The following is a 19,197-nucleotide window of genomic DNA, read 5'->3' as shown; positions in this document are numbered from 1 at the left end:
TTTTCCTATTTTCATATAAAATGAAAGTTGAATTGTATAGGAATAATTTACTATGTGATTTTGGACCTGTTGTGGAAAATCATGTGATTGAATCGGAGACACTACACATAGTGGTGATAAATAGATGTTTCAAGTGTGTGTTTAGAAAGGGGGACAAACATGCAAAAGGCAAATATGGCCAAACTATTTAGTCTACTTTTAATTAGCGTGTTAATGATATCGCTTTTTTCAACTGCTGGGGCGAAAACGTATCAAGCCTTTTTTGCTGAGGATTCTTTTGGTGAAGGAACATTGATCGGTCCGGTAGATATTTCAGGACTGACCAAGGAAGATGCAAAAACCATATTATCAGCTGAGATTGAAGCTTGGTATGGGCTAGGCCAGGTTTCAATTGTAGTGGAGGATGACCTTTATCCACTAGAAAAGCGTAATGTTTATCAATTTGATATTCCCAAAAGTGTAGATGCAGCTATTAATAAAAAACAAAATCCATTACTAGTTACTATTCAAGATGAACAATATAACCATCTTATAAAAGAAACAAACCATCAAGAAGAAATTAAAATCGAAGAACTAAAACATGACTTGTTACAACCTGCAGAAACCTTGCACCCAGGTGAAGTGGCATTCAACCTTTCACAATATGTAAAAGTTGATGAACGAAATGTTATCTCACAGGCACTCATAACTAACGTGAGAGATGAGAGCGAACTACTTAAATGGGTGAAAGAATTAGGAATTGTAACTTTACCAGCTAATACCCCTTTTTCCTTACTCACGTATCTAGAAGAAATTGATGTATTAAATAAATATTCAAATGAAACATTAAGCGTAATAGCTACTAGTATTTATTCAAGTGTTTTACCTACTAATTTTGACATAGTAGAGCGACATATAAGTAATGAGTTGCCTGCTTATGCAACCTTTGGAAATGAAGCGTTAATTGAAAAGGAAAAGAAAGACCTTATTATCTTTAATAAAAATCCATATGACTACAACCTTGTATTTTCATTAACAGAAAAAGGCTTTGAAGTTCAGTTGAATGGTGCAGAAATGCAGCAAACTGTGAGTATCTCAATTAGAGATGAAGAATCTTTTGAACCAAAGATTATTAAACAATATGATAGTACCCTTAAAAGGGGGCAAGTTGTAAATAAACAAAAAGGATTACAAGGCAAGGTAGGGAAAATCTACCGTATTGTTAAAGAGAAAGGGCAGTTAGACCAAAAAATCTTACTAGCACAAGACTATTACCCACCAAAACCTGTAATTGAAGTGCATAGTATTCTAGTTCCAGAAGAGGAGACTCAAAATCCTGTAGGTCCGGAGCAAAACCCCATGAATCCTATTCCGAATCCAAGCCCAGAAGGTGAGAATCAAGAGAGTAATCCACAGGGAGACACAAAGGAAGAGAATCGTAAAGATAACTCAGACACCGACCTTTGGGAAAATCCTGAACCAATGCAAAAGTCGTAGGGAGGGGAAATCCATGCGTAATACTCGAAAACGATTAGGGGATCTATTAGTTCAATCGGGGTTGATTTCAGAAGAGCAATTACAACAAGCACTAAAGGATAAAAATGAATCACAAAAACTTGGTGACGTTCTTCTCCAACGTGGTTTTATAACAGAGCAACAATTAATTGAGGTACTCGAATTCCAGTTAGGAATTCCGCATGTTAGTCTATTCCGATATCCAATTGATGCGTCTTTAACCTCTTTGATTCCAAGAGAAATGGCTAGGAGATATCAATTAATTGCCCTTCGAAAAGAAGGGGACAGGCTCTATGTGGCGATGGCGGACCCAATGGACTTTTATGCAATTGAAGATTTAAGGCTCAGAACTGGTTTTCAAATTGAACCAGCGATTGCCTCTAAGGATGAAATTTTACGCGCCATTAATAAGTTTTATGATTTAGATGATGGAGTACAAGAGTTTCTTGATGAGACACCCGAGATACAGGAAGAAAAAATAACAAATGAAGATGCACCTGTCGTTAAGTTAGTTAATCAAATCCTACAAAATGCTGTTCAACAGCGTGCAAGTGATATTCATATAGATCCGCATGAAACAAAGGTAATTCTTCGATATCGGGTAGACGGTGTGTTGAGAACCGAAAGAACCTTACCACGTAGTATGCAAAGCGTGTTAACAGCACGTATTAAAATTATGGCGAACCTAGATATTACGGAAAGTCGTATCCCACAGGATGGGCGGATAAAAGTAAGTTTAGAAGCCCATCATATCGATTTGCGTGTTTCTACTCTTCCAACTCTATATGGTGAAAAAATTGTCATGCGGGTTTTAGATTTAAGTAGCTCGTTAAATAATTTGAAACAACTAGGCTTTAATAAAGTGAATTTCGAACGGTTTAAAAAATTGATACAACAGCCTACCGGTATTGTGTTAATTACGGGTCCTACTGGTTCAGGAAAGTCGTCAACACTTTATGCCGCGTTGAACCATTTGAATTCAGAGGATGTAAATATCATTACCGTTGAAGACCCTGTCGAGTATCAACTTGAAGGTATCAATCAAATCCAAGTTAATACGAATGTCGGTATGACATTTGCTAAGGGCCTAAGGGCCATATTACGACAAGACCCCAATATTATCATGGTCGGTGAAATTCGTGACCGAGAGACAGCTGATGTGGCGGTTAGAGCATCCTTAACAGGACATCTGGTATTGAGTACTCTTCACACTAATGATTCACTTGGGACCATTACTCGGCTCATTGATATGGGAGTTGAACCGTTTCTGGTTGCTTCCTCGTTATCAGGCGTGGTAGCACAGCGTTTGGTTCGTCGTGTATGCCGAGATTGTGGTCAATTACAGGAACCAACAGTACGCGAGAAAGAAATTTTTGGTAAACGTGGAATTACCATAAGCAAGGTCAATCGAGGGCAAGGTTGTGGAACATGTAACATGACTGGTTACAAAGGCAGAGTTGCGATACATGAGTTGCTCGTTCTAGATAATGAAATGAGACGAATGATTATGAACCGAGAATCATATTCAAGTCTACGTGAGGTAGCAATAAAAAATGGGACCATCTTTTTAATTGATGATGGGCTATTGAAAGTGAAACAGGGGATTACAACAACAGAGGAAATCCTACGAGTTACTATTGCTGAATAGGTGGAGAAAAAATGAAAGATATTATAGACCAAATATTACATTCAGCACATGAACTGAAAGCTTCTGATATTCATATTACAGCTGGTGTCCCACCAATCTTTCGTATTAATGGTGATTTAAAGAGATACGGAAAAGACATCATAAAACCAGCAATGATTGAGTCTATAGCTAAAGCAATTATGCCAGAAGATATGTGGCTGCAATTCAAAGAAAAAGGAGAACTTGATTTTTCATACGGTATCGAAGGGGTGTCTCGCTTTCGGGTTAACGTCTATAAACAAAGAACAACATTGGCGATTGCATTTCGAGTGATACCCACTGATATTCCTACAATTGAGGACCTCGGGCTACCACAAGTATTAAAGAAAATTTGTCAGAGGCCACAGGGATTAGTTCTTGTTACAGGTCCAACCGGGAGCGGGAAGTCGACAACACTTGCCGCAATGATTCAGTTTATTAATCAGACAATGAGCAAGCATGTTGTGACCCTAGAAGACCCGATTGAATATTTGCATAGGCATGGTGCGAGTATCATTGAACAGCGAGAAATCGGAAGTGACACATTAAATTTTGCGAATGGCCTTCGTGCTGCACTTAGGCAAGACCCTGACGTGATTCTTGTTGGGGAAATGAGAGACTTGGAAACAATCCAAACGGCAATTACGGCAGCGGAAACAGGCCATCTTGTACTAGGTACATTGCATACCGTTAGTGCCCCATCAACGGTTGATCGGATCATCGATGTTTTTCCATCTTCACAGCAACCGCAAATTAGAATTCAACTTGCAAATGTACTCGTAAGTGTCATTTCACAGCGATTGTTTCCAACTGTGAATAAGAAGGGGAGAAAAGCTGCAACTGAAATCCTAGTTAACAATGCGGCTGTAGCCAACTTGATTCGAAATGAGAAAACTCATCAAATCAAAAATGTGATGCAGACTAGTCGTGTAGATGGTATGCATACACTGGAGAGTCATCTTTTAGAGCTAGTCCGCTCCGGGACAATCTCAAAGGATATTGCAGCTCCATTCCTACAGGAGTTGACTAATAATGCCTAGATTTAAGTATGAGGGTCGAGATAAATTTGGTAAAAAGTCCGGTACAATTTCTGGAACGTCAAAAACGGATGCGGTTGCAAATCTCCGGCAAAAAGGGATACGAGTAACAGTTATCAATGAAATTCCAGAGACGCTTTTAACAAAGGAAATTGCAATTGGAAGTCCTGTAAAGCATAAGGATTTTGTTATCTTTTTAAGGCAATTTGCAACCCTGATTAAGGCTGGAGTCACGATTGTTGATACGATGAATATTTTGGCGAATCAAACAAGTAGTAAGCCACTAAAACATGCTTTATTAGAGGTAGAAGAAGATTTACGAGAGGGGATATCCCTGTCAGCAGCTACATCAAAGCATAAGCGAATCTTCACAACCTTGTTTACAAATATGGTTCGTGTTGGTGAGGTTGGGGGTAATCTTGATGATACCCTTGAAAATCTTGCGGATTACTATGAAAAACAAAATAAAACGAGACAAAAAGTAAAGTCAGCAATGGCATATCCCGCAGTGATTGGAATCGTTGCGATAGCAGTTGTTATCTTTTTATTAGTTTCGGTAGTTCCTACCTTTGTAGATATGTTTGCCGATTTTGGAGCGGAACTACCAGCAATCACCCGGTTTGTTTTAAATGCCAGTGAGTTTATGCAACAATTTTGGTGGTTAATTGTTCTCCTATTTATTTTCATTTTATTAGGTTTCACTCTGATTAAGCGGAGAAAAGAAACAAGATATTATCTTGATTATGTCTTATTAAAAATGCCGATTTTCGGAACACTATTACAAAAAGCAGCTCTTGCTCGGATGACAAGAACCTTAAGCTCCATGTTAGCTAGTTCTGTACCGATTCTACAGGCGTTAGCGGTTGTTGAAACAATTGTAGAGAATGAAGTAATAGCAGGGGTTGTTAAGCAATCAAGAAAATCACTCGAACAGGGACAGTCTATGACTGAACCGATGAAAAAGCACTGGGTGTTTCCACCATTAATTACACATATGATTGCAATTGGTGAAGGTACCGGTTCACTAGATGAAATGCTTGGTAAAGTGGCGAATTTCTATGAAGATGATGTAGAGAATACAACTGACCAGTTGAAGTCACTAATTGAACCACTAATGATTGTCTTCTTAAGTGGAATAGTCGGGACTATAGTCACAGCGATTCTAGTACCAATGTTCGATATTTTCAATCAAATTCAATAGGGAAATGCTTGTTGTGACAAAAAATGACATGAAGTAATCAAAATTACCCTGTTTCCAACAAATAAGTAGTGTATTCTACATGGATAGCCATTATAATAAATAGTATAAATGGACTAGTTCTGTAAAAAAGGAGAGGGAATAAAAATGCTTAAAAAACATCTGAAAAATCAAAAAGGCTTGACGTTAATTGAACTACTAGCGGTAATTGTAATTTTAGGGATTATAGCGGCGATTGCTGTGCCAAGTATTGGTTCATTGATTGATAATACAAAAAAAGATGCGCATATTGCAAATGCTCAGCAAATGATAAATGCGGCTAAGTTAGCAAAAGCTCAAAATGCAAAAATCGGAAATGAAGATACAAATTATACAATGACAGAATTAGTTAGTGCAGGTTTTCTAGAAGAAATGCCAAAATCTCCAGGTAAAGCAGGATTATATGATGGGGCTGCGAGCCTCGTGGATGTTTCTGCAGAGAGCCCATCTGATTACACTGTGACTCTAAAATCTGTTGATGAGAAACCAGTAGTATATGTACCAGCACTTACCGCTTCGGAATTAGATCGTGATGATGTTGTATTAAACTAATAAATAATACTCAATATTGATAATCCTAAATCTTATTGGATTATCAATATTGTTTTATGAAGGTGTAGAGTAGATGGAATATATAATAGCTGTTTTTTTTATAAGTATTATTGGATTTATATTAGGCTCCTTCTACAACGTTGTCGGCCTACGCATTCCAGCAGGGCAATCCATCGTTCATCCAAGATCTGCATGCCCTACTTGTAAGCATCATCTTACGGCTATTGAATTAATCCCTGTTTTTTCATACATATTCCAAGGTGGAAAGTGTCGCAAATGTAAGACGCGCATTTCACCTATTTATGCATCTGTTGAACTTGTAACTGCAATTCTTTTTACGATTTCACCACTTTTGGTGGGATGGTCAAAAGAATTGATTGTCGCCTGGACATTAATTTCTTTGCTGATGATTGTCTTTGTTTCTGATATTACATACATGATAATTCCAGATAAGGTGCTCCTCTTTTTTGCACCTATCTTCATCATTGAACGTATTTTTATTCCACTCGATCCGTGGTGGGACATGCTTCTTGGAAGTGTTGTTGGCTTTCTCCTTCTCTACTTTATTGCCGTTGTAAGTAAAGGTGGCATGGGTGGAGGAGATATTAAGCTATATGCTGTAATTGGACTAGTGTTAGGCTGGAAACTTACGCTACTCTCATTTTTCTTTTCTACCATCATCGGTACCATGATTGGTTTAGTTGGAATGGCACTTGGTAGAGTGAAAAAAGGTAAACCAATGCCGTTTGGTCCCTCGATTGTTATAGGGACTTTGATTGCATACTTTTTTGGGAATGACTTTATTGCATGGTATATTGATTTCATAGTACTTTGATTTATTAAGGGGATACATAATGGCTTTTACACTTTTTACATCAAACAAAATGGCGAATATTATCATCAAAGATCATGCAATTCGATATGTGGGTGTGAAACAAACAAACCCTATTACTGTTCAAAAGTTTCGTGAGAAATATCTACCACCTGGCGTCATTCAAGAAGGTAGGATTATTGAAAGAGATACATTGCTTCTTATCCTGGATGAATGTGTGTCAGAATGGGGAATAAAAAAGAACCACGTTCAATTTGTGATACCAGACCCATTTGTTGTGATCCGTAAGATAACAATACCAAAAGAGGTTAAGGACGATGAAATTATCGGCTATATCTATCTGGAACTGGGTACAACCATCCATCTACCTTTTGAAGAACCGGTGCTAGACTTTAAGAAACTCTCAGAGGATGAAACAAGAAAAGAGATTCTTATCTTTGCTGCACCCGAGGATGTGGCAAATGAGTATTCAGCTCTGTTAGAAGAGGTTGACTTAAAACCAGTAGCAGCTGATATTACACCCCTTTGTATGTATCGTCTATTTCATTTTTGTGGTCAAACAAAGGCAGAAGAACATTCTCTGCTCGTCCAATTTGATTTGCAATCAGTTAATTTCAGTATTTTTCATCGTGATATCCCGTTGTTTATGAGACATATTACACTTGAGACTTCAATTGATGATTGGGATATTCAACAAAATCAATCAAGTACATTAGCTGATATAAGGTGGAATAGCCACAGTAGTAAACTAGAAGTTCTAATGGATGAGTTAATGAAAGAGATTGAGCATGTCATGAATTTTTATAGTTTTAATATGACACAAGGGAAAGATAGGGTTACCACTATCTTAATGAGTGGAGATCATCCATATCTTACTGACATTACGTCAACACTTAATCAAAGATATGAAATCCAAGTACATACGATTACTCAGTTTGAACAACTTCCGGACCATTATTATTTACCACTAGGACTAGCTCTTAAAGAGGTGCAATAAATGCTAGTAGATATTAATTTACTTCCTAGAAAAGAATATAGAAATAGAGCTAATTTACTAATAGGGGTACTTATTGCAATTGTTGCAATAGCTGCCATCCTGTTCGTGTTCCTGCAACTAAACAAAGTGAATGCAGTTGAAGAGAATCTTAACAATCAACTGAAGGCAACACAAGCTGCGCGTGCAGCGGCGGAAGCTGAAAGTACAGTGGCGAATAATTCAAGTAGTCTGCTGCAGTTAGAGCAAACAACTGAATGGGCAGATTCTTATTTTGTTGAAACGGTTCCGATTTTAAATCACCTAACAGGCTTATTACCTGAAAGAGGATTCGTACAATCTTTTTCTTATTCCGATACCGGTGTCATAAGTTTTCAAGTCCAATTTGATACGAATACCGAGGTTGCCCACTATTTAGCATTACTAAATGAATCACCGAACTTTGAATCGGTTAGGTTGTTCAATATCTCTACGACTCCTTTAGAAGAGAATACAGTAGTTGAAAATGCAGATGAACAGGGCAATGAGACCAATAATGAACAAAATCCGGAGAACAATGAAGACAACAATACACCAATACCTAATACCGCGATTGAAACGAATGAGAATAACAATGTGTTGCCGAGGTACTATGCACAGTTTGAATTAACCATTAATAAAGAAGCGTTTAATTCATTACAAAAGGAGGGGAATTAAGATGACTCTCCATTTTTCACGTAAACAATTGACGATTTTAATCCTTTCAATTGTAATCGTATTTGGCGCAGCGTATCTTGCATATTTCATGCTTGTAAATCCGGTCAATCAAAAAATCGCACAGCTTGAAAACAGTCTTAAAACCGAACAAAGACTGTTAGAGCTAGTTTCTGAGAGACAACAAAATGATGAACCAGTTGTTAGTTCAACTGAAATACAAAAGAAAATACCAGTCATTCCTTTAGTAGAGCAGCTTATTTTAGATATAGAACGTGCTGAGACGTTATCAGAGAGTAAAGTCATCAACATGTCGTATAGTGAAAGTCAATTTGTACCGAACCCTGAAGAAATAACAGAAGACGTAAATGCTGAAAATACGGTAGACACAGACCAGGAGAATACTCAAGATGAAACAAAACAACCTGAGGAAACGGCTACGATTGATCCAGAACTAGTTGAGGGTTTAGGTGTAATCACGGTAACCTTAAGTGTTGAATCACCAAATTACCGCGAATTAGAGAAGTTTTTATCTGTAGTTGAACACCAAACAAGAATTACAAAAGTAGATACGTTGAGTTTTACAGGTACATCGGAATTAACTTCAGCCGATCAAGTTCCTGCACCACTTGTATACAATGTCACAATCTCGTCTTTTTACGCACCAAAGTACACTGAATTGGCTGATGAGGCACCAATACTTACGGTTCCTACACCTGGCAATAAGAAGAATCCGTTAGCTACTGGTTTAGAAGAAGACAGTAGTGACGACGAATAAAAAATCTCATAATGACGAGGCATGACATGTCTCGTTTTAATGAGTGTTATTTTATAAAATGATTATATTCGTATAAAATAACAAAGAGTTGCGTTTTCGGGGGGATATGCAACATATGAAAAATCACTGTATCACTAAGAAATTATAGAAAGATGTGAGAACAGCTTGGAATATCTTATATTTGGAATTATATCGCTTCTATTAATTTTTCCTATCGTTTATTTTTTACCAGTTGGTTTTACAAAAAGGGGAAAACTACTTGTTCTTGTTAGTGCATTTATTATCTTTATAATCGGCCTTGCTGCCAGAGCTATCATGGGCGTATGGCAAACTGGGATTGTGTTAATACTGCTAGCAATAGGGTTTACATATATATTGGCGACTCGATTTGAAAGACAGATCTTTGAGAAAAACGAAGACAACCAAGAGTCGGAGAAAAAAATGATTAAGTTTGAACTTGAAGACGACATAGAAAAAGAAATCCGCAGTAGTAGTAAGGTCATTCATGGAGAAGATACTCAACCAATTGTCGAAACTAATCAACAAGATTCTTCATCTTTACCAGAAGAGATAGTGGAAGTAAATCAAGTAGATACGAACCCTATCGATGAAACTCTGGATGAACCAATAGAAATGGAAGAACTTTCTGAAGGCAATAATACGCTTGATGATGAACTGGTTCATGAAGAAATCATGGATGAACCAGAAGAAAAGACAAGTATGGATTCTAGTATAGATGATTTGTTAAAAGAATTAGAAATGGAATTAGAGAATAAGAATGATGAAAGTAATGACGACGTAATCAATGAACCTGATGTCGATCAACAACAGGATAATGGGCCATTCGAATTGGATGAGATAGCAGTTATCGAAGACATTTCCCACATAGAGCCTGAACATGATGATATCGATTTTGCTAGTTTACAAGTAAATAACGAAGACAAAGGTAACGATGGTAATGGGTCATCTGATGAAGACAGTACTGAAACAATAGTGGAAGACTCGACTGAAGAATTGAACCTGAATACACATCTAGATAGCGCAATCGAAGAAGAAATTCAAAATGAACTATCCAATGTAGATGAAATAGAAGAAGTAGATCCATTAGATTCCGATATTTCTGTTTTTGAAGAAGATGAATTAGACGAAGAAGAGGAAACTACGAATGAACCTGAACTTATTCGGAACGATGAGATTGAAATAGAGGAAATAAACTCTATCGAATCACAGCCGGAGAACGAATCAACCAATGAAAGTTTTGAAACAGACACTCTGGATGAAGATACATTTAATAGTGATCGTATAGACATAATAGATGAAAATGAGCTAGAAGAAAGAGACCAAGTTAATCTTGATGAGCCAGATGTCACGAAGCAATTACTTTTTAATACGATGGTTTCACAAATCAGGCTCTATCGAAAACAGTTATCTAGAACCGAATATGAAAAAGTAATAATCGAGCATTTACATCCTCAACTTTCAGATCATGATTATTATACGTTTGTGAGTTTATTAATTGATCATTATATAGAAACTAAACAATACGAGGAATTATCAACTCTTATATCTCAAAATATGGACAGATTTGAAAAGTATCCTGTTATTTTACAGGAAATTAAATTTTTGTTAAAAGAATATTGCAAAATATGACGAAAAATAGCGAAGACATGGTAAAATGAATAAAAACCCGTTTAAACATAGATAGGTGTGGTGAATGTTATGAAGAAAAGTGTTGAAATTGTTGGGCTACCGATAATAAGTATTATAGATGGTATCGAGATCGGAAAAGTGAAATCACTTGTTATCAACCCTGAAAAAGGCTCAGTAGACTTTCTTACAATTGAGCATGAGGACTGGCAAGTTAGCGTGAAAGCTATTCCATTCAAACGAGTAGTGGGAATTGGTGAATACGCTGTTACAATCGAAAGTGACAGTTCTGTTATTGACTTAAATGAGATACCGATTGCAAATTCCCTAGTGAATAAAAAAATTAAGATTACAAATTCAAAGGTAATGACTCGTAAAGGTCATCTATTAGGAGAAGTTCTTGAGTATTATGTTGACGACGAAACAGGTAACCTACTAGGTACTTTATTAAATGTCTCTGGCAGCGAAGTGGCGTTAGCTTCTGAATCAGTTCTTACATATGGAAAAGATATTATCATTGTTGAAGAGGAAGCTTCTACTAAATTCCTCGATTCAGTTGACTATTTAGAGAACCCAAAGCAACAAGAATCTACACAAGATACAGACCATGACGAAATCATTGAAGAGATTCTACCAGCATCAACGCAGGAACAGAGTCCATTTGATGCAATCAATGCTTCAATTGATAAACATGAAGAATCAGAAGCAAAAGCACTGCGCTTAAAGCAAGTCGACCTCTTATATGGGAAAGTTGTCAAAAAAGATATTTTAGATAACAATGGAAATGTCATTATTCCAGCCGGAACTCATCTATCAGTGGATGATATTATGAAGGCGCAAGATCAAGGTCCGAGTGTGTTTGTTGAATTATCTATGAATGCTGAATAAAACCAGCAAAACTAAATATTTGTAAGTATTTGACGAAAACCTTTAGGAACAAGACGACAAATGTCTTGTTCTTTTTTTTTATTGGTATGGTAGGATTGAAAAAAACATAGGTCGTTCTTTAAATAGGTGGTGAAAAAATGGACAAGCACAATCGGATATCGATTAAAATCAATGGTAAAGAGCCGAAGGTAAAAAAGGAGCAGCAAGAAACTCCTGAATTTGTCGAATCAGAAAAACCTCTTATTGTAATAGAAAATGATGAGGTTGCTGCTGCTCAAGAGGAAGAAGAGGACGATTTCAACTGGGTTTTACCAGATGAAACGAATAATCAATCATCAAAAGAAAGAGAGATTCCTGTCATTCCAATTGAGGACTTGCGACAAACCAAAACAAAAGGCTCTATTAACTCTTCTTATAAACCCAAATTCAAAAAAAAGAAGGGGTTTCAGCTATTTTCGATAAAACAACTGGCTGTTTCTATTGCATTAGCAGTTGTGCTAGGAACGGGGTTTGGATTCATGATTTTAAAAGTGGTTGGGGACGTCAATGCTGGACCTGCGGAAAATGAGGCTCCATCTCAACCAACCACGTCAACTGGTAACCCTCCACCAGCAGGAGAGGACAAAGATACTCCAGCCAGCAATCAGGCCACCCTTGAATTAGAAAGTCTATCAACCGGTATTATCCAGGGGGGGAAGTTTTCATCTGTGGAATCTGCGAACACCACCGTAAATGAGATTAAAGCTAAGGGTTTCGCAGCTACTGCTGTTGGTATGGATGGGGCTTTTTTTGTAATTGCAGGGATTGGAACTGAACAAGGTTCCATCGGAGGGATTAAAGATGAATATAAAGACGCCTTCCCAGAGTTTTTCGCAAAAACATTTGAAGTCCCTGGAGGAACGTACTCGAACGCGGCGAAAGGGGATTCTGAAGCAATAAAAGTGAGTCTACCTGTTTTTAAGGACTTATTATCTCTTTCTTCTCAAGCTTTTGGAACTGGTTCGATCGATAATGAACAATTAGAAAATGTATCTAAACAAATTGCAGTAGTAAAAGATAGTAAAGCAGACAATCTACATGACGGACTTAAAGCATTTCAAACTGAACTAGAAGCTGCGTTCACCCAATTACAAGCATTTAAGGGTGGGGATGCAAAGGCCTTATGGCAATCACAACAATCCTTATTGAATGCCTATCAAGCCTATAATAATTGGATTTCAGAAATAAAGTGATAACTCTTATTAATAAAATTTGATTTCTTGAGTAAATTGGAAAGGGGATATCAACTCCTTTCCTTTTTTATGGCCCGGTTTTACTTGTGTTTTACATAAATCAGTAATCTTTCTCAAACACTAAAACATCTCCAAAATTTAATTTTAGCTAATTGAAGAGTCATGTAATGTTTGTTACGATTATCACGTATCTTCCAATTCTGAAATAATTGATAAAGGGTGAAAAAAACATGGAACACCTCGTTTTAGCCTCAGGTTCTCCACGTCGAAAAGAACTTCTTAGAAATGTGAAACTTTCCTTCGATGTTTCCGTCAGTAATATTGATGAATCCGTTGACGAGACACTTGCTCCTGAAGAAAAAGTGATGAAAATCGCATTGGAAAAAGCAAAAGCCGTTCTAAGCCAATACCCAGATTCCTATATTCTTGCAGCAGATACTGCTGTTGTGTTTCAAAACCAGTTTTTAGGTAAACCTAAAAACGAGCAGGAATCTGTAGAAGTGTTAAGAGCTCTCTCAAATCAGACACATGAAGTTGTAACAGGAGTTGCGATTCTTACTAAGGATACCGAAAGTGTTTTCTACGAAAGAACTGAAGTAACGTTCTGGGAATTATCGGATGAGGAAATTAACGCATATGTCGCATCAGGCGAACCAAAGGATAAAGCAGGTTCATATGGAATTCAAGGACTTGGATCTGCCCTTGTCAAACATATAAAAGGGGACTATTTCTCCGTAGTTGGTTTGCCTGTTTCACGAACTATTCGTGAACTGCGTAATCTAGGGTTTCAAATGTGAACCATAACAAATGGCCTGTAAAGTCGTCTACATGACATAGTAGTCTTTTAGTGCTCAAGATAAAGGTGGGCCCAAGTATCTGTAGGAGATAGGAGGAGCCGATTTGAAAACATCATCTGCACTAATGATTCGTGATTATCCCGAAGAGGAAAGACCGAGAGAACGTTTGGTTTCCGACGGACCAGACAGCCTTTCGAACCATGAACTTTTAGCGATTCTGCTACGAACTGGTTCCAAGGAAGAATCGGTTATTCAACTCTCGAACCGCTTGTTACATCATTTTGAAGGCTTGCGGTTATTAAAGGATGCCTCAGTAGAAGAAATAACGGCTATAAAGGGTATCGGTACAGCGAAAGCAGTACAAATTATGGCCGCAGTAGAACTTGGTCGTAGAATAGGAAAGCTTCAATATGAAGATCGTTATGTGATTAGGTCTCCTGAGGACGGTGCTAAATATGTAATGGAAGACATGCGCTTCTTAACACAAGAACATTTTGTTTGCCTTTACTTAAACACAAAGAATCAGGTGATTCATCGCCAAACAATTTTTATTGGAAGTCTCAATGCCTCAATTGTTCATCCTCGCGAGGTCTATAAGGAAGCTTTTCGTAGATCTGCCGCATCAATTATTTGTATCCATAATCATCCTTCCGGAGATCCCGCGCCAAGCAGGGAAGACATCGAGGTTACCAAGCGGCTTGTTGAATGTGGTAGGATCATCGGTATCGAACTGTTGGATCATTTAATCATTGGCGAACATAAATATGTCAGTCTAAAAGAAAAAGGCTATGTGTAATTATCATTTTTAACCGACTTTTTTAACATCCTCTATTAATTTTTAATTTAGTACGATATAATATTGGTTATGAGTTTTTCGCAGGTTTAACACATGAAGAACACTCTTTATTTGCGTATCAGAAAGGAAGATACATATATGTTAGGTATAGGTACAAGAGACCTTGGGATAGATTTGGGTACGGCTAATACACTTGTTTTCATAAAGGGAAAAGGAATTGCAGTTAGAGAGCCATCTGTAGTAGCCATGCAAACAGACACAAAGCAGATAGTAGCTGTAGGAAATGACGCAAAAAATATGATAGGGCGTACACCAGGTAATGTAGTTGCTCTCCGTCCTATGAAGGATGGCGTAATTGCCGATTATGAAACCACTGCAACGATGATGAAATATTACATAAACCAAGCGGTTAAGACGAAAAGCTTTTTTTCTAGAAAACCATATATAATGGTTTGTGTACCTTCAGGAATTACAGCCGTTGAACAACGAGCGGTTATTGATGCAACACGACAAGCTGGTGCGCGAGACGCGTATCCAATCGAAGAGCCTTTTGCTGCAGCAATTGGAGCAAATCTTCCTGTATGGGAGCCAACTGGAAGTATGATCGTCGATATTGGTGGCGGAACAACAGAAGTGGCTATTATCTCATTAGGCGGAATTGTGACGAGCCAGTCCATTCGAATTGCTGGTGATGAGATGGATGACGCAATCATTCAATACATTCGTAAAACCTACAACCTGATGATTGGAGACCGGACGGCCGAAGCAATCAAAGTGGAAATTGGGTCTGCGGGTGCTCCAGAGGGAGTTGAAAACATGGAAATCCGTGGAAGAGATTTATTAACGGGCTTACCAAAAACAATAGAGATTACAGCCGAAGAAATATCAACGGCACTACATGATACTGTGTATGCTATAGTTGATGCTGTAAAAAATACGCTTGAAAAGACACCACCTGAACTAGCTGCTGATATTATGGACCGCGGAATTGTATTAGCTGGTGGCGGAGCGCTTTTACGAAATCTAGATAAGGTGATTAGTGAGGAAACCAGTATGCCAGTCCTCATAGCCGAAAATCCATTAGATTGCGTGGCAATTGGAACTGGTAAGGCACTTGACCACATTCATTTGTTTAAAGGTAAATCAAAGGATTTACGATAAAGAATTTACGATAGTGGGGAAACTTCTTCCCCACTATATGTGTTGAAATCTAAAGTTTAGTTAGAGGGTGTAACACATGCCACAATTTTTTCTAAATAAGCGCCTCATTATTTTACTAGTTTGCATTATCGTTCTAGTGGCATTGATTGGATTTTCCTTACAAGAACGTAACAAATTGTCATGGCCAGAACAGTTTATGAAGGATTCAGTTGGCTGGGTACAAAGTATCTTTCATCAACCTTCTCAAGCCATCGCTAACTTTTTTGACAATGTGAATCGGATTGGTAATACATATGAAGAGAATAAACTCTTAAAGGAAAAGCTTGACTCCTATGGTCAGCTAGAAGCAAAGGTACAGGAGTTAGAAAAAGAAAATCTAAAATTACGTGATGTGTTGGAGAAAACTGAATCACTTAACCAGTTTAATAAAATACAGGCGACTGTTATAGGACGTAATCCTGATCAGTGGCATGAACTCATTACCGTTAACAGAGGAACACGGCATGGGGTAAAAGTTGATATGGCTGTTATTACTTCAAAAGGTCTAATTGGGAAAGTAAAACAAGCCAATTCATTCACATCTACGATTCAATTATTAAGCTCTCCAAATCGAATCAATCGTATCTCTGCCTATATTCAAGGTGAAGCGAAAATCATGGGTTTAATAGAGGGGTATGACGAAGAGAAGGAAGCACTTTTATTTAAAATTAATACACCGGATGAGAAAATTGAAAAGGAGCAAAAGGTTCTAACCTCTGGTTTAGGTGGAATCTTTCCTAGCGAACTTTATATCGGTGAGGTTATGGATGTTGTTCCTGACGATTATGGTCTAACAAAGACAGCATATATTAAGCCTGCTGCTGATTTTTATGAAATTGATCATGTTATAATTGTTGAGAGGACAATGATTGTTCCAGAAGAAGAGGAGGAGGAAGAATCGTGAAGCGTTTCGTTCTCCCCCTTATTTTGTCGTTTGTTTTTTTATTAGAAAGTAGTTTTGTTGATTTAGTCCCAGCGGATATTTTTCATAAGGAAAATGTCTATGTTCCTAGGTTCTTATTTATATTAGTTGCTTTTATTACAGTATATTATAATAAAACTATGGGCCTATTGTGTGCAGCTATTTTCGGTCTGTTCTACGACATAGTTTATACAGAAGTTTTGGGTGTGTATTTGTTTTTATACACTCTTATGGCTTATCTTATTTCCTGGGCAAGTCGGATTTTACAAACAAATATCTTTGTCATTTCGTTACTCAGTCTTTTCGGAATTATTGCACTGGAATTTTGTGTATATGGAGTAAATTTAGCGATTGGCACAACATCGATTTCTATTGAACGATTTCTTCAAATTAGAATTTTACCAACAACCCTACTAAATGTTATTTTTATACTATTTTTTGCATACCCTTTTAAGAATTTGCTAGGGAAGCTACATATAGAAGAATAATTGGATTCCCTAAAAAAAATTAATTTTTAACAGGAAAAAGGGAGTCCCTTGTTGAAGTATATATCGTTGAGGTGAACGTCGTGAAAGGACAAAAACAGCAGTATGTTACAATAAAAGGGACAAAAGACGGACTAACGTTGCATCTCGATGATTCCTGTTCATTTAAAGAACTAATCTCCGATTTAGAGATAAAGCTTTCCTTGAACCAGAAACGGAATGATGATGTTCCGTTTGTTCCTGTTAAAGTGAAAATTGGTAATCGGTTTTTAAGCCAAGATCAAGAAGAAGAAATACGCTCTATAATTCGTAATAAAAAGCATTTAGTTGTCGATGAAATCGATAGCAATGTAATCACAAAACAAGAAGCAGAAGAAATGAAAAGGAAGCATGAAATTGTTTCTGTTGCGAAGGTAGTCCGATCTGGACAAGTCCTAAAAGTTGACGGAGATCTTATGCTTGTCGGTGATGTAAATCCTGGAGCTACCGTCATTGCAGGTGGTAATATATTTATTATGGGGTCCTTGCGCGGTATTGCACATGCTGGATTCTATGGTAGACAAGATGCAATCATTGCAGCCTCTGTTATGAAGCCAACCCAGCTTCGAATTGGTGATATAATGAACAGAGCACCGGATTCTAGTCAATCCGAAGACAATATAATGGAATGTGCATATGTAGATGATAATGAGACGATTGTAGTTGATAGATTGCAACAGTTAACTCATATAAGACCTAATTTAACAAGGTTAGAAGGGGGAATCTAGCTGTGGGAGAGGCTATAGTTATTACATCAGGAAAAGGTGGAGTCGGAAAGACGACCACATCAGCTAACGTAGGTACTTCCTTGGCTGTGCTAGGGAAACGTGTATGTTTAATAGATACAGATATTGGCCTGCGAAACTTGGATGTTGTCATGGGTCTAGAGAACCGCATTATCTACGATTTAGTTGACGTTGTTCAAGGTCGTTGCAAGCTTAAACAAGCATTAGTTAAGGATAAAAGATTCGATGATCATCTTTATTTACTGCCAGCTGCCCAAACTAGTGATAAAACTGCAGTAGAGCCTAGCCAAATGAAGAAATTGGTCGAGGAGTTAAAACAAGATTTTGATTATATAGTTATTGACTGTCCTGCTGGGATTGAACAAGGCTTTCAAAATGCGATTGCTGGAGCAGACCAGGCTATTGTAGTCACAACGCCGGAAGTATCTGCAGTTCGTGATGCAGACCGAATTATTGGTTTACTAGAAAAAGAGGAGATTGAGCCACCACGCCTCATCGTGAATCGTATTCGAAATCATATGATGAAGTCAGGTGAAATGCTTGATATCGATGAGATTGTTACGCATTTATCGATAGATTTAATTGGGATTGTTGCCGATGATGATGAGGTCATTAAAGCTTCCAATAGCGGTGAACCAATCGCATTAAATTCAAACAGTAAAACTGCAATATCATACCGAAATATAGCACGTAGAATCTTAGGAGAATCAATTCCACTACAATCACTTGAAAATGACCAAAAGGGAATGTTTACAAAGATTAAGAAATTCTTTGGCGTTCGTTAGACCACCTTTCGAAATGGGTGGTCTTTTTTTGTGCTTTTAACAGACGAATCCATTTGATGAAATCACTATCTCTATAAGAATATGGTCCTTACTCTCCTTGCAATTGACGTTTAATTAGGAGGCTGTACCTATCAGGAGAACAAAAAGTAAAGGAATAATCTACCAGTCTAGCGCTTTACCTTTGTTTTGTTACAAATTGAAAAGGAAAATGTAATCATTTTTTAAATAAATATAGGTAATATTTTACAAATAAGTCATAATGCCTAGTAAGGATATTATGAACTTTTCAATAGCGTAAATCTAGGAACATCCTCATTTTATTGGAAGAAACCCCCATAAATTTTGTTTTGAAACGAAAGTATATTAATTCGTACTAA

The 19,197-nt window shown here is 37.4% G+C and carries 19 protein-coding genes; all 19 read left to right on the top strand.

Annotated elements, in window-relative coordinates; translation table 11 throughout:
* Positions 1 to 159: 159 nt before the first annotated feature.
* The 19 genes from CZ490_RS11150 to minD all read left to right on the top strand — a co-directional run bounded on the left by CZ490_RS11150 (position 160) and on the right by minD (position 18,820).
* Positions 160 to 1,476 carry a G5 domain-containing protein gene (locus tag CZ490_RS11150; protein WP_077618966.1) on the top strand — a complete coding sequence of 439 codons (1,317 nt, stop codon included), beginning with the start codon at positions 160 to 162 and terminating at the stop codon, positions 1,474 to 1,476.
* Between the two features lie 13 nt (positions 1,477 to 1,489).
* Positions 1,490 to 3,142 (top strand): GspE/PulE family protein, encoded by a 1,653-nt coding sequence (locus tag CZ490_RS11145; protein ID WP_077618965.1) that lies wholly within the window; start codon positions 1,490 to 1,492, stop codon positions 3,140 to 3,142.
* An 11-nt stretch (positions 3,143 to 3,153) separates the two neighbouring features.
* Entirely contained in the window at positions 3,154 to 4,200 is a 1,047-nt protein-coding gene (locus tag CZ490_RS11140; RefSeq protein ID WP_077618964.1) for a type IV pilus twitching motility protein PilT, read from the top strand.
* Positions 4,193 to 5,398 carry a type II secretion system F family protein gene (locus CZ490_RS11135; RefSeq protein WP_077618963.1) on the top strand — a complete coding sequence of 402 codons (1,206 nt, stop codon included), beginning with the start codon at positions 4,193 to 4,195 and terminating at the stop codon, positions 5,396 to 5,398. Before CZ490_RS11140 ends, CZ490_RS11135 begins: the two co-directional genes overlap by 8 nt.
* Before the next feature lie 144 nt (positions 5,399 to 5,542).
* Positions 5,543 to 5,986 (top strand): competence type IV pilus major pilin ComGC, encoded by a 444-nt coding sequence (locus CZ490_RS11130; protein ID WP_077618962.1) that lies wholly within the window; start codon positions 5,543 to 5,545, stop codon positions 5,984 to 5,986.
* 73 nt (positions 5,987 to 6,059) lie between these two features.
* Entirely contained in the window at positions 6,060 to 6,821 is a 762-nt protein-coding gene (locus CZ490_RS11125) for a prepilin peptidase (protein ID WP_077618961.1), read from the top strand.
* A gap of 19 nt (positions 6,822 to 6,840) precedes the next feature.
* A complete protein-coding gene (gene pilM, locus CZ490_RS11120) occupies positions 6,841 to 7,815 on the top strand; it encodes a type IV pilus biogenesis protein PilM (RefSeq protein ID WP_077618960.1) in 975 nt (324 codons plus the stop codon).
* On the top strand, positions 7,816 to 8,508 hold the full coding sequence (locus CZ490_RS11115; RefSeq protein WP_077618959.1) for a PilN domain-containing protein: 693 nt from the start codon (positions 7,816 to 7,818) through the stop codon (positions 8,506 to 8,508).
* A gap of 1 nt (position 8,509) precedes the next feature.
* Entirely contained in the window at positions 8,510 to 9,283 is a 774-nt protein-coding gene (locus CZ490_RS11110; protein WP_077618958.1) for a hypothetical protein, read from the top strand.
* Positions 9,284 to 9,448: 165 nt separating this feature from the next.
* The gene (locus CZ490_RS11105; RefSeq protein WP_077618957.1) at positions 9,449 to 10,933 is read left to right on the top strand and encodes a hypothetical protein; all 1,485 of its coding nucleotides are present in this window, start codon (positions 9,449 to 9,451) and stop codon (positions 10,931 to 10,933) included.
* 69 nt (positions 10,934 to 11,002) lie between these two features.
* Positions 11,003 to 11,818: a PRC-barrel domain-containing protein gene (locus CZ490_RS11100; RefSeq protein WP_077618956.1), complete on the top strand. Its 816-nt coding sequence runs from the start codon at positions 11,003 to 11,005 to the stop codon at positions 11,816 to 11,818.
* Positions 11,819 to 11,955: 137 nt separating this feature from the next.
* Positions 11,956 to 13,050 carry a hypothetical protein gene (locus CZ490_RS11095; protein WP_077618955.1) on the top strand — a complete coding sequence of 365 codons (1,095 nt, stop codon included), beginning with the start codon at positions 11,956 to 11,958 and terminating at the stop codon, positions 13,048 to 13,050.
* Positions 13,051 to 13,280: 230 nt separating this feature from the next.
* Entirely contained in the window at positions 13,281 to 13,847 is a 567-nt protein-coding gene (locus tag CZ490_RS11090) for a Maf family protein (RefSeq protein ID WP_077618954.1), read from the top strand.
* A gap of 124 nt (positions 13,848 to 13,971) precedes the next feature.
* Positions 13,972 to 14,643 carry a RadC family protein gene (gene radC, locus CZ490_RS11085; protein WP_077621036.1) on the top strand — a complete coding sequence of 224 codons (672 nt, stop codon included), beginning with the start codon at positions 13,972 to 13,974 and terminating at the stop codon, positions 14,641 to 14,643.
* A 138-nt stretch (positions 14,644 to 14,781) separates the two neighbouring features.
* Entirely contained in the window at positions 14,782 to 15,804 is a 1,023-nt protein-coding gene (locus CZ490_RS11080) for a rod shape-determining protein (protein ID WP_077618953.1), read from the top strand.
* 76 nt (positions 15,805 to 15,880) lie between these two features.
* A complete protein-coding gene (gene mreC / locus CZ490_RS11075) occupies positions 15,881 to 16,747 on the top strand; it encodes a rod shape-determining protein MreC (RefSeq protein WP_077618952.1) in 867 nt (288 codons plus the stop codon).
* Positions 16,744 to 17,253 (top strand): rod shape-determining protein MreD, encoded by a 510-nt coding sequence (gene mreD, locus CZ490_RS11070; RefSeq protein ID WP_159439944.1) that lies wholly within the window; start codon positions 16,744 to 16,746, stop codon positions 17,251 to 17,253. The genes mreC and mreD overlap by 4 nt, the downstream gene beginning before the upstream one ends.
* A 71-nt stretch (positions 17,254 to 17,324) precedes the next feature.
* Positions 17,325 to 18,017 carry a septum site-determining protein MinC gene (minC, locus tag CZ490_RS11065; RefSeq protein WP_077618950.1) on the top strand — a complete coding sequence of 231 codons (693 nt, stop codon included), beginning with the start codon at positions 17,325 to 17,327 and terminating at the stop codon, positions 18,015 to 18,017.
* 2 nt (positions 18,018 to 18,019) lie between these two features.
* Positions 18,020 to 18,820, top strand: coding sequence for a septum site-determining protein MinD (gene minD / locus CZ490_RS11060; RefSeq protein ID WP_077618949.1), 801 nt, complete (start codon positions 18,020 to 18,022; stop codon positions 18,818 to 18,820).
* Positions 18,821 to 19,197: the final 377 nt, after the last annotated feature.

The sequence above is a fragment of the Litchfieldia sinesaloumensis genome, assembly GCF_900156865.1.
GTDB classification, from domain to species: domain Bacteria; phylum Bacillota; class Bacilli; order Bacillales; family Bacillaceae_L; genus Ferdinandcohnia; species Ferdinandcohnia sinesaloumensis.
The sequence above is the reverse complement of the archived record's forward strand: the minus strand, read 5'-3'. Positions and strand labels throughout refer to the sequence as shown.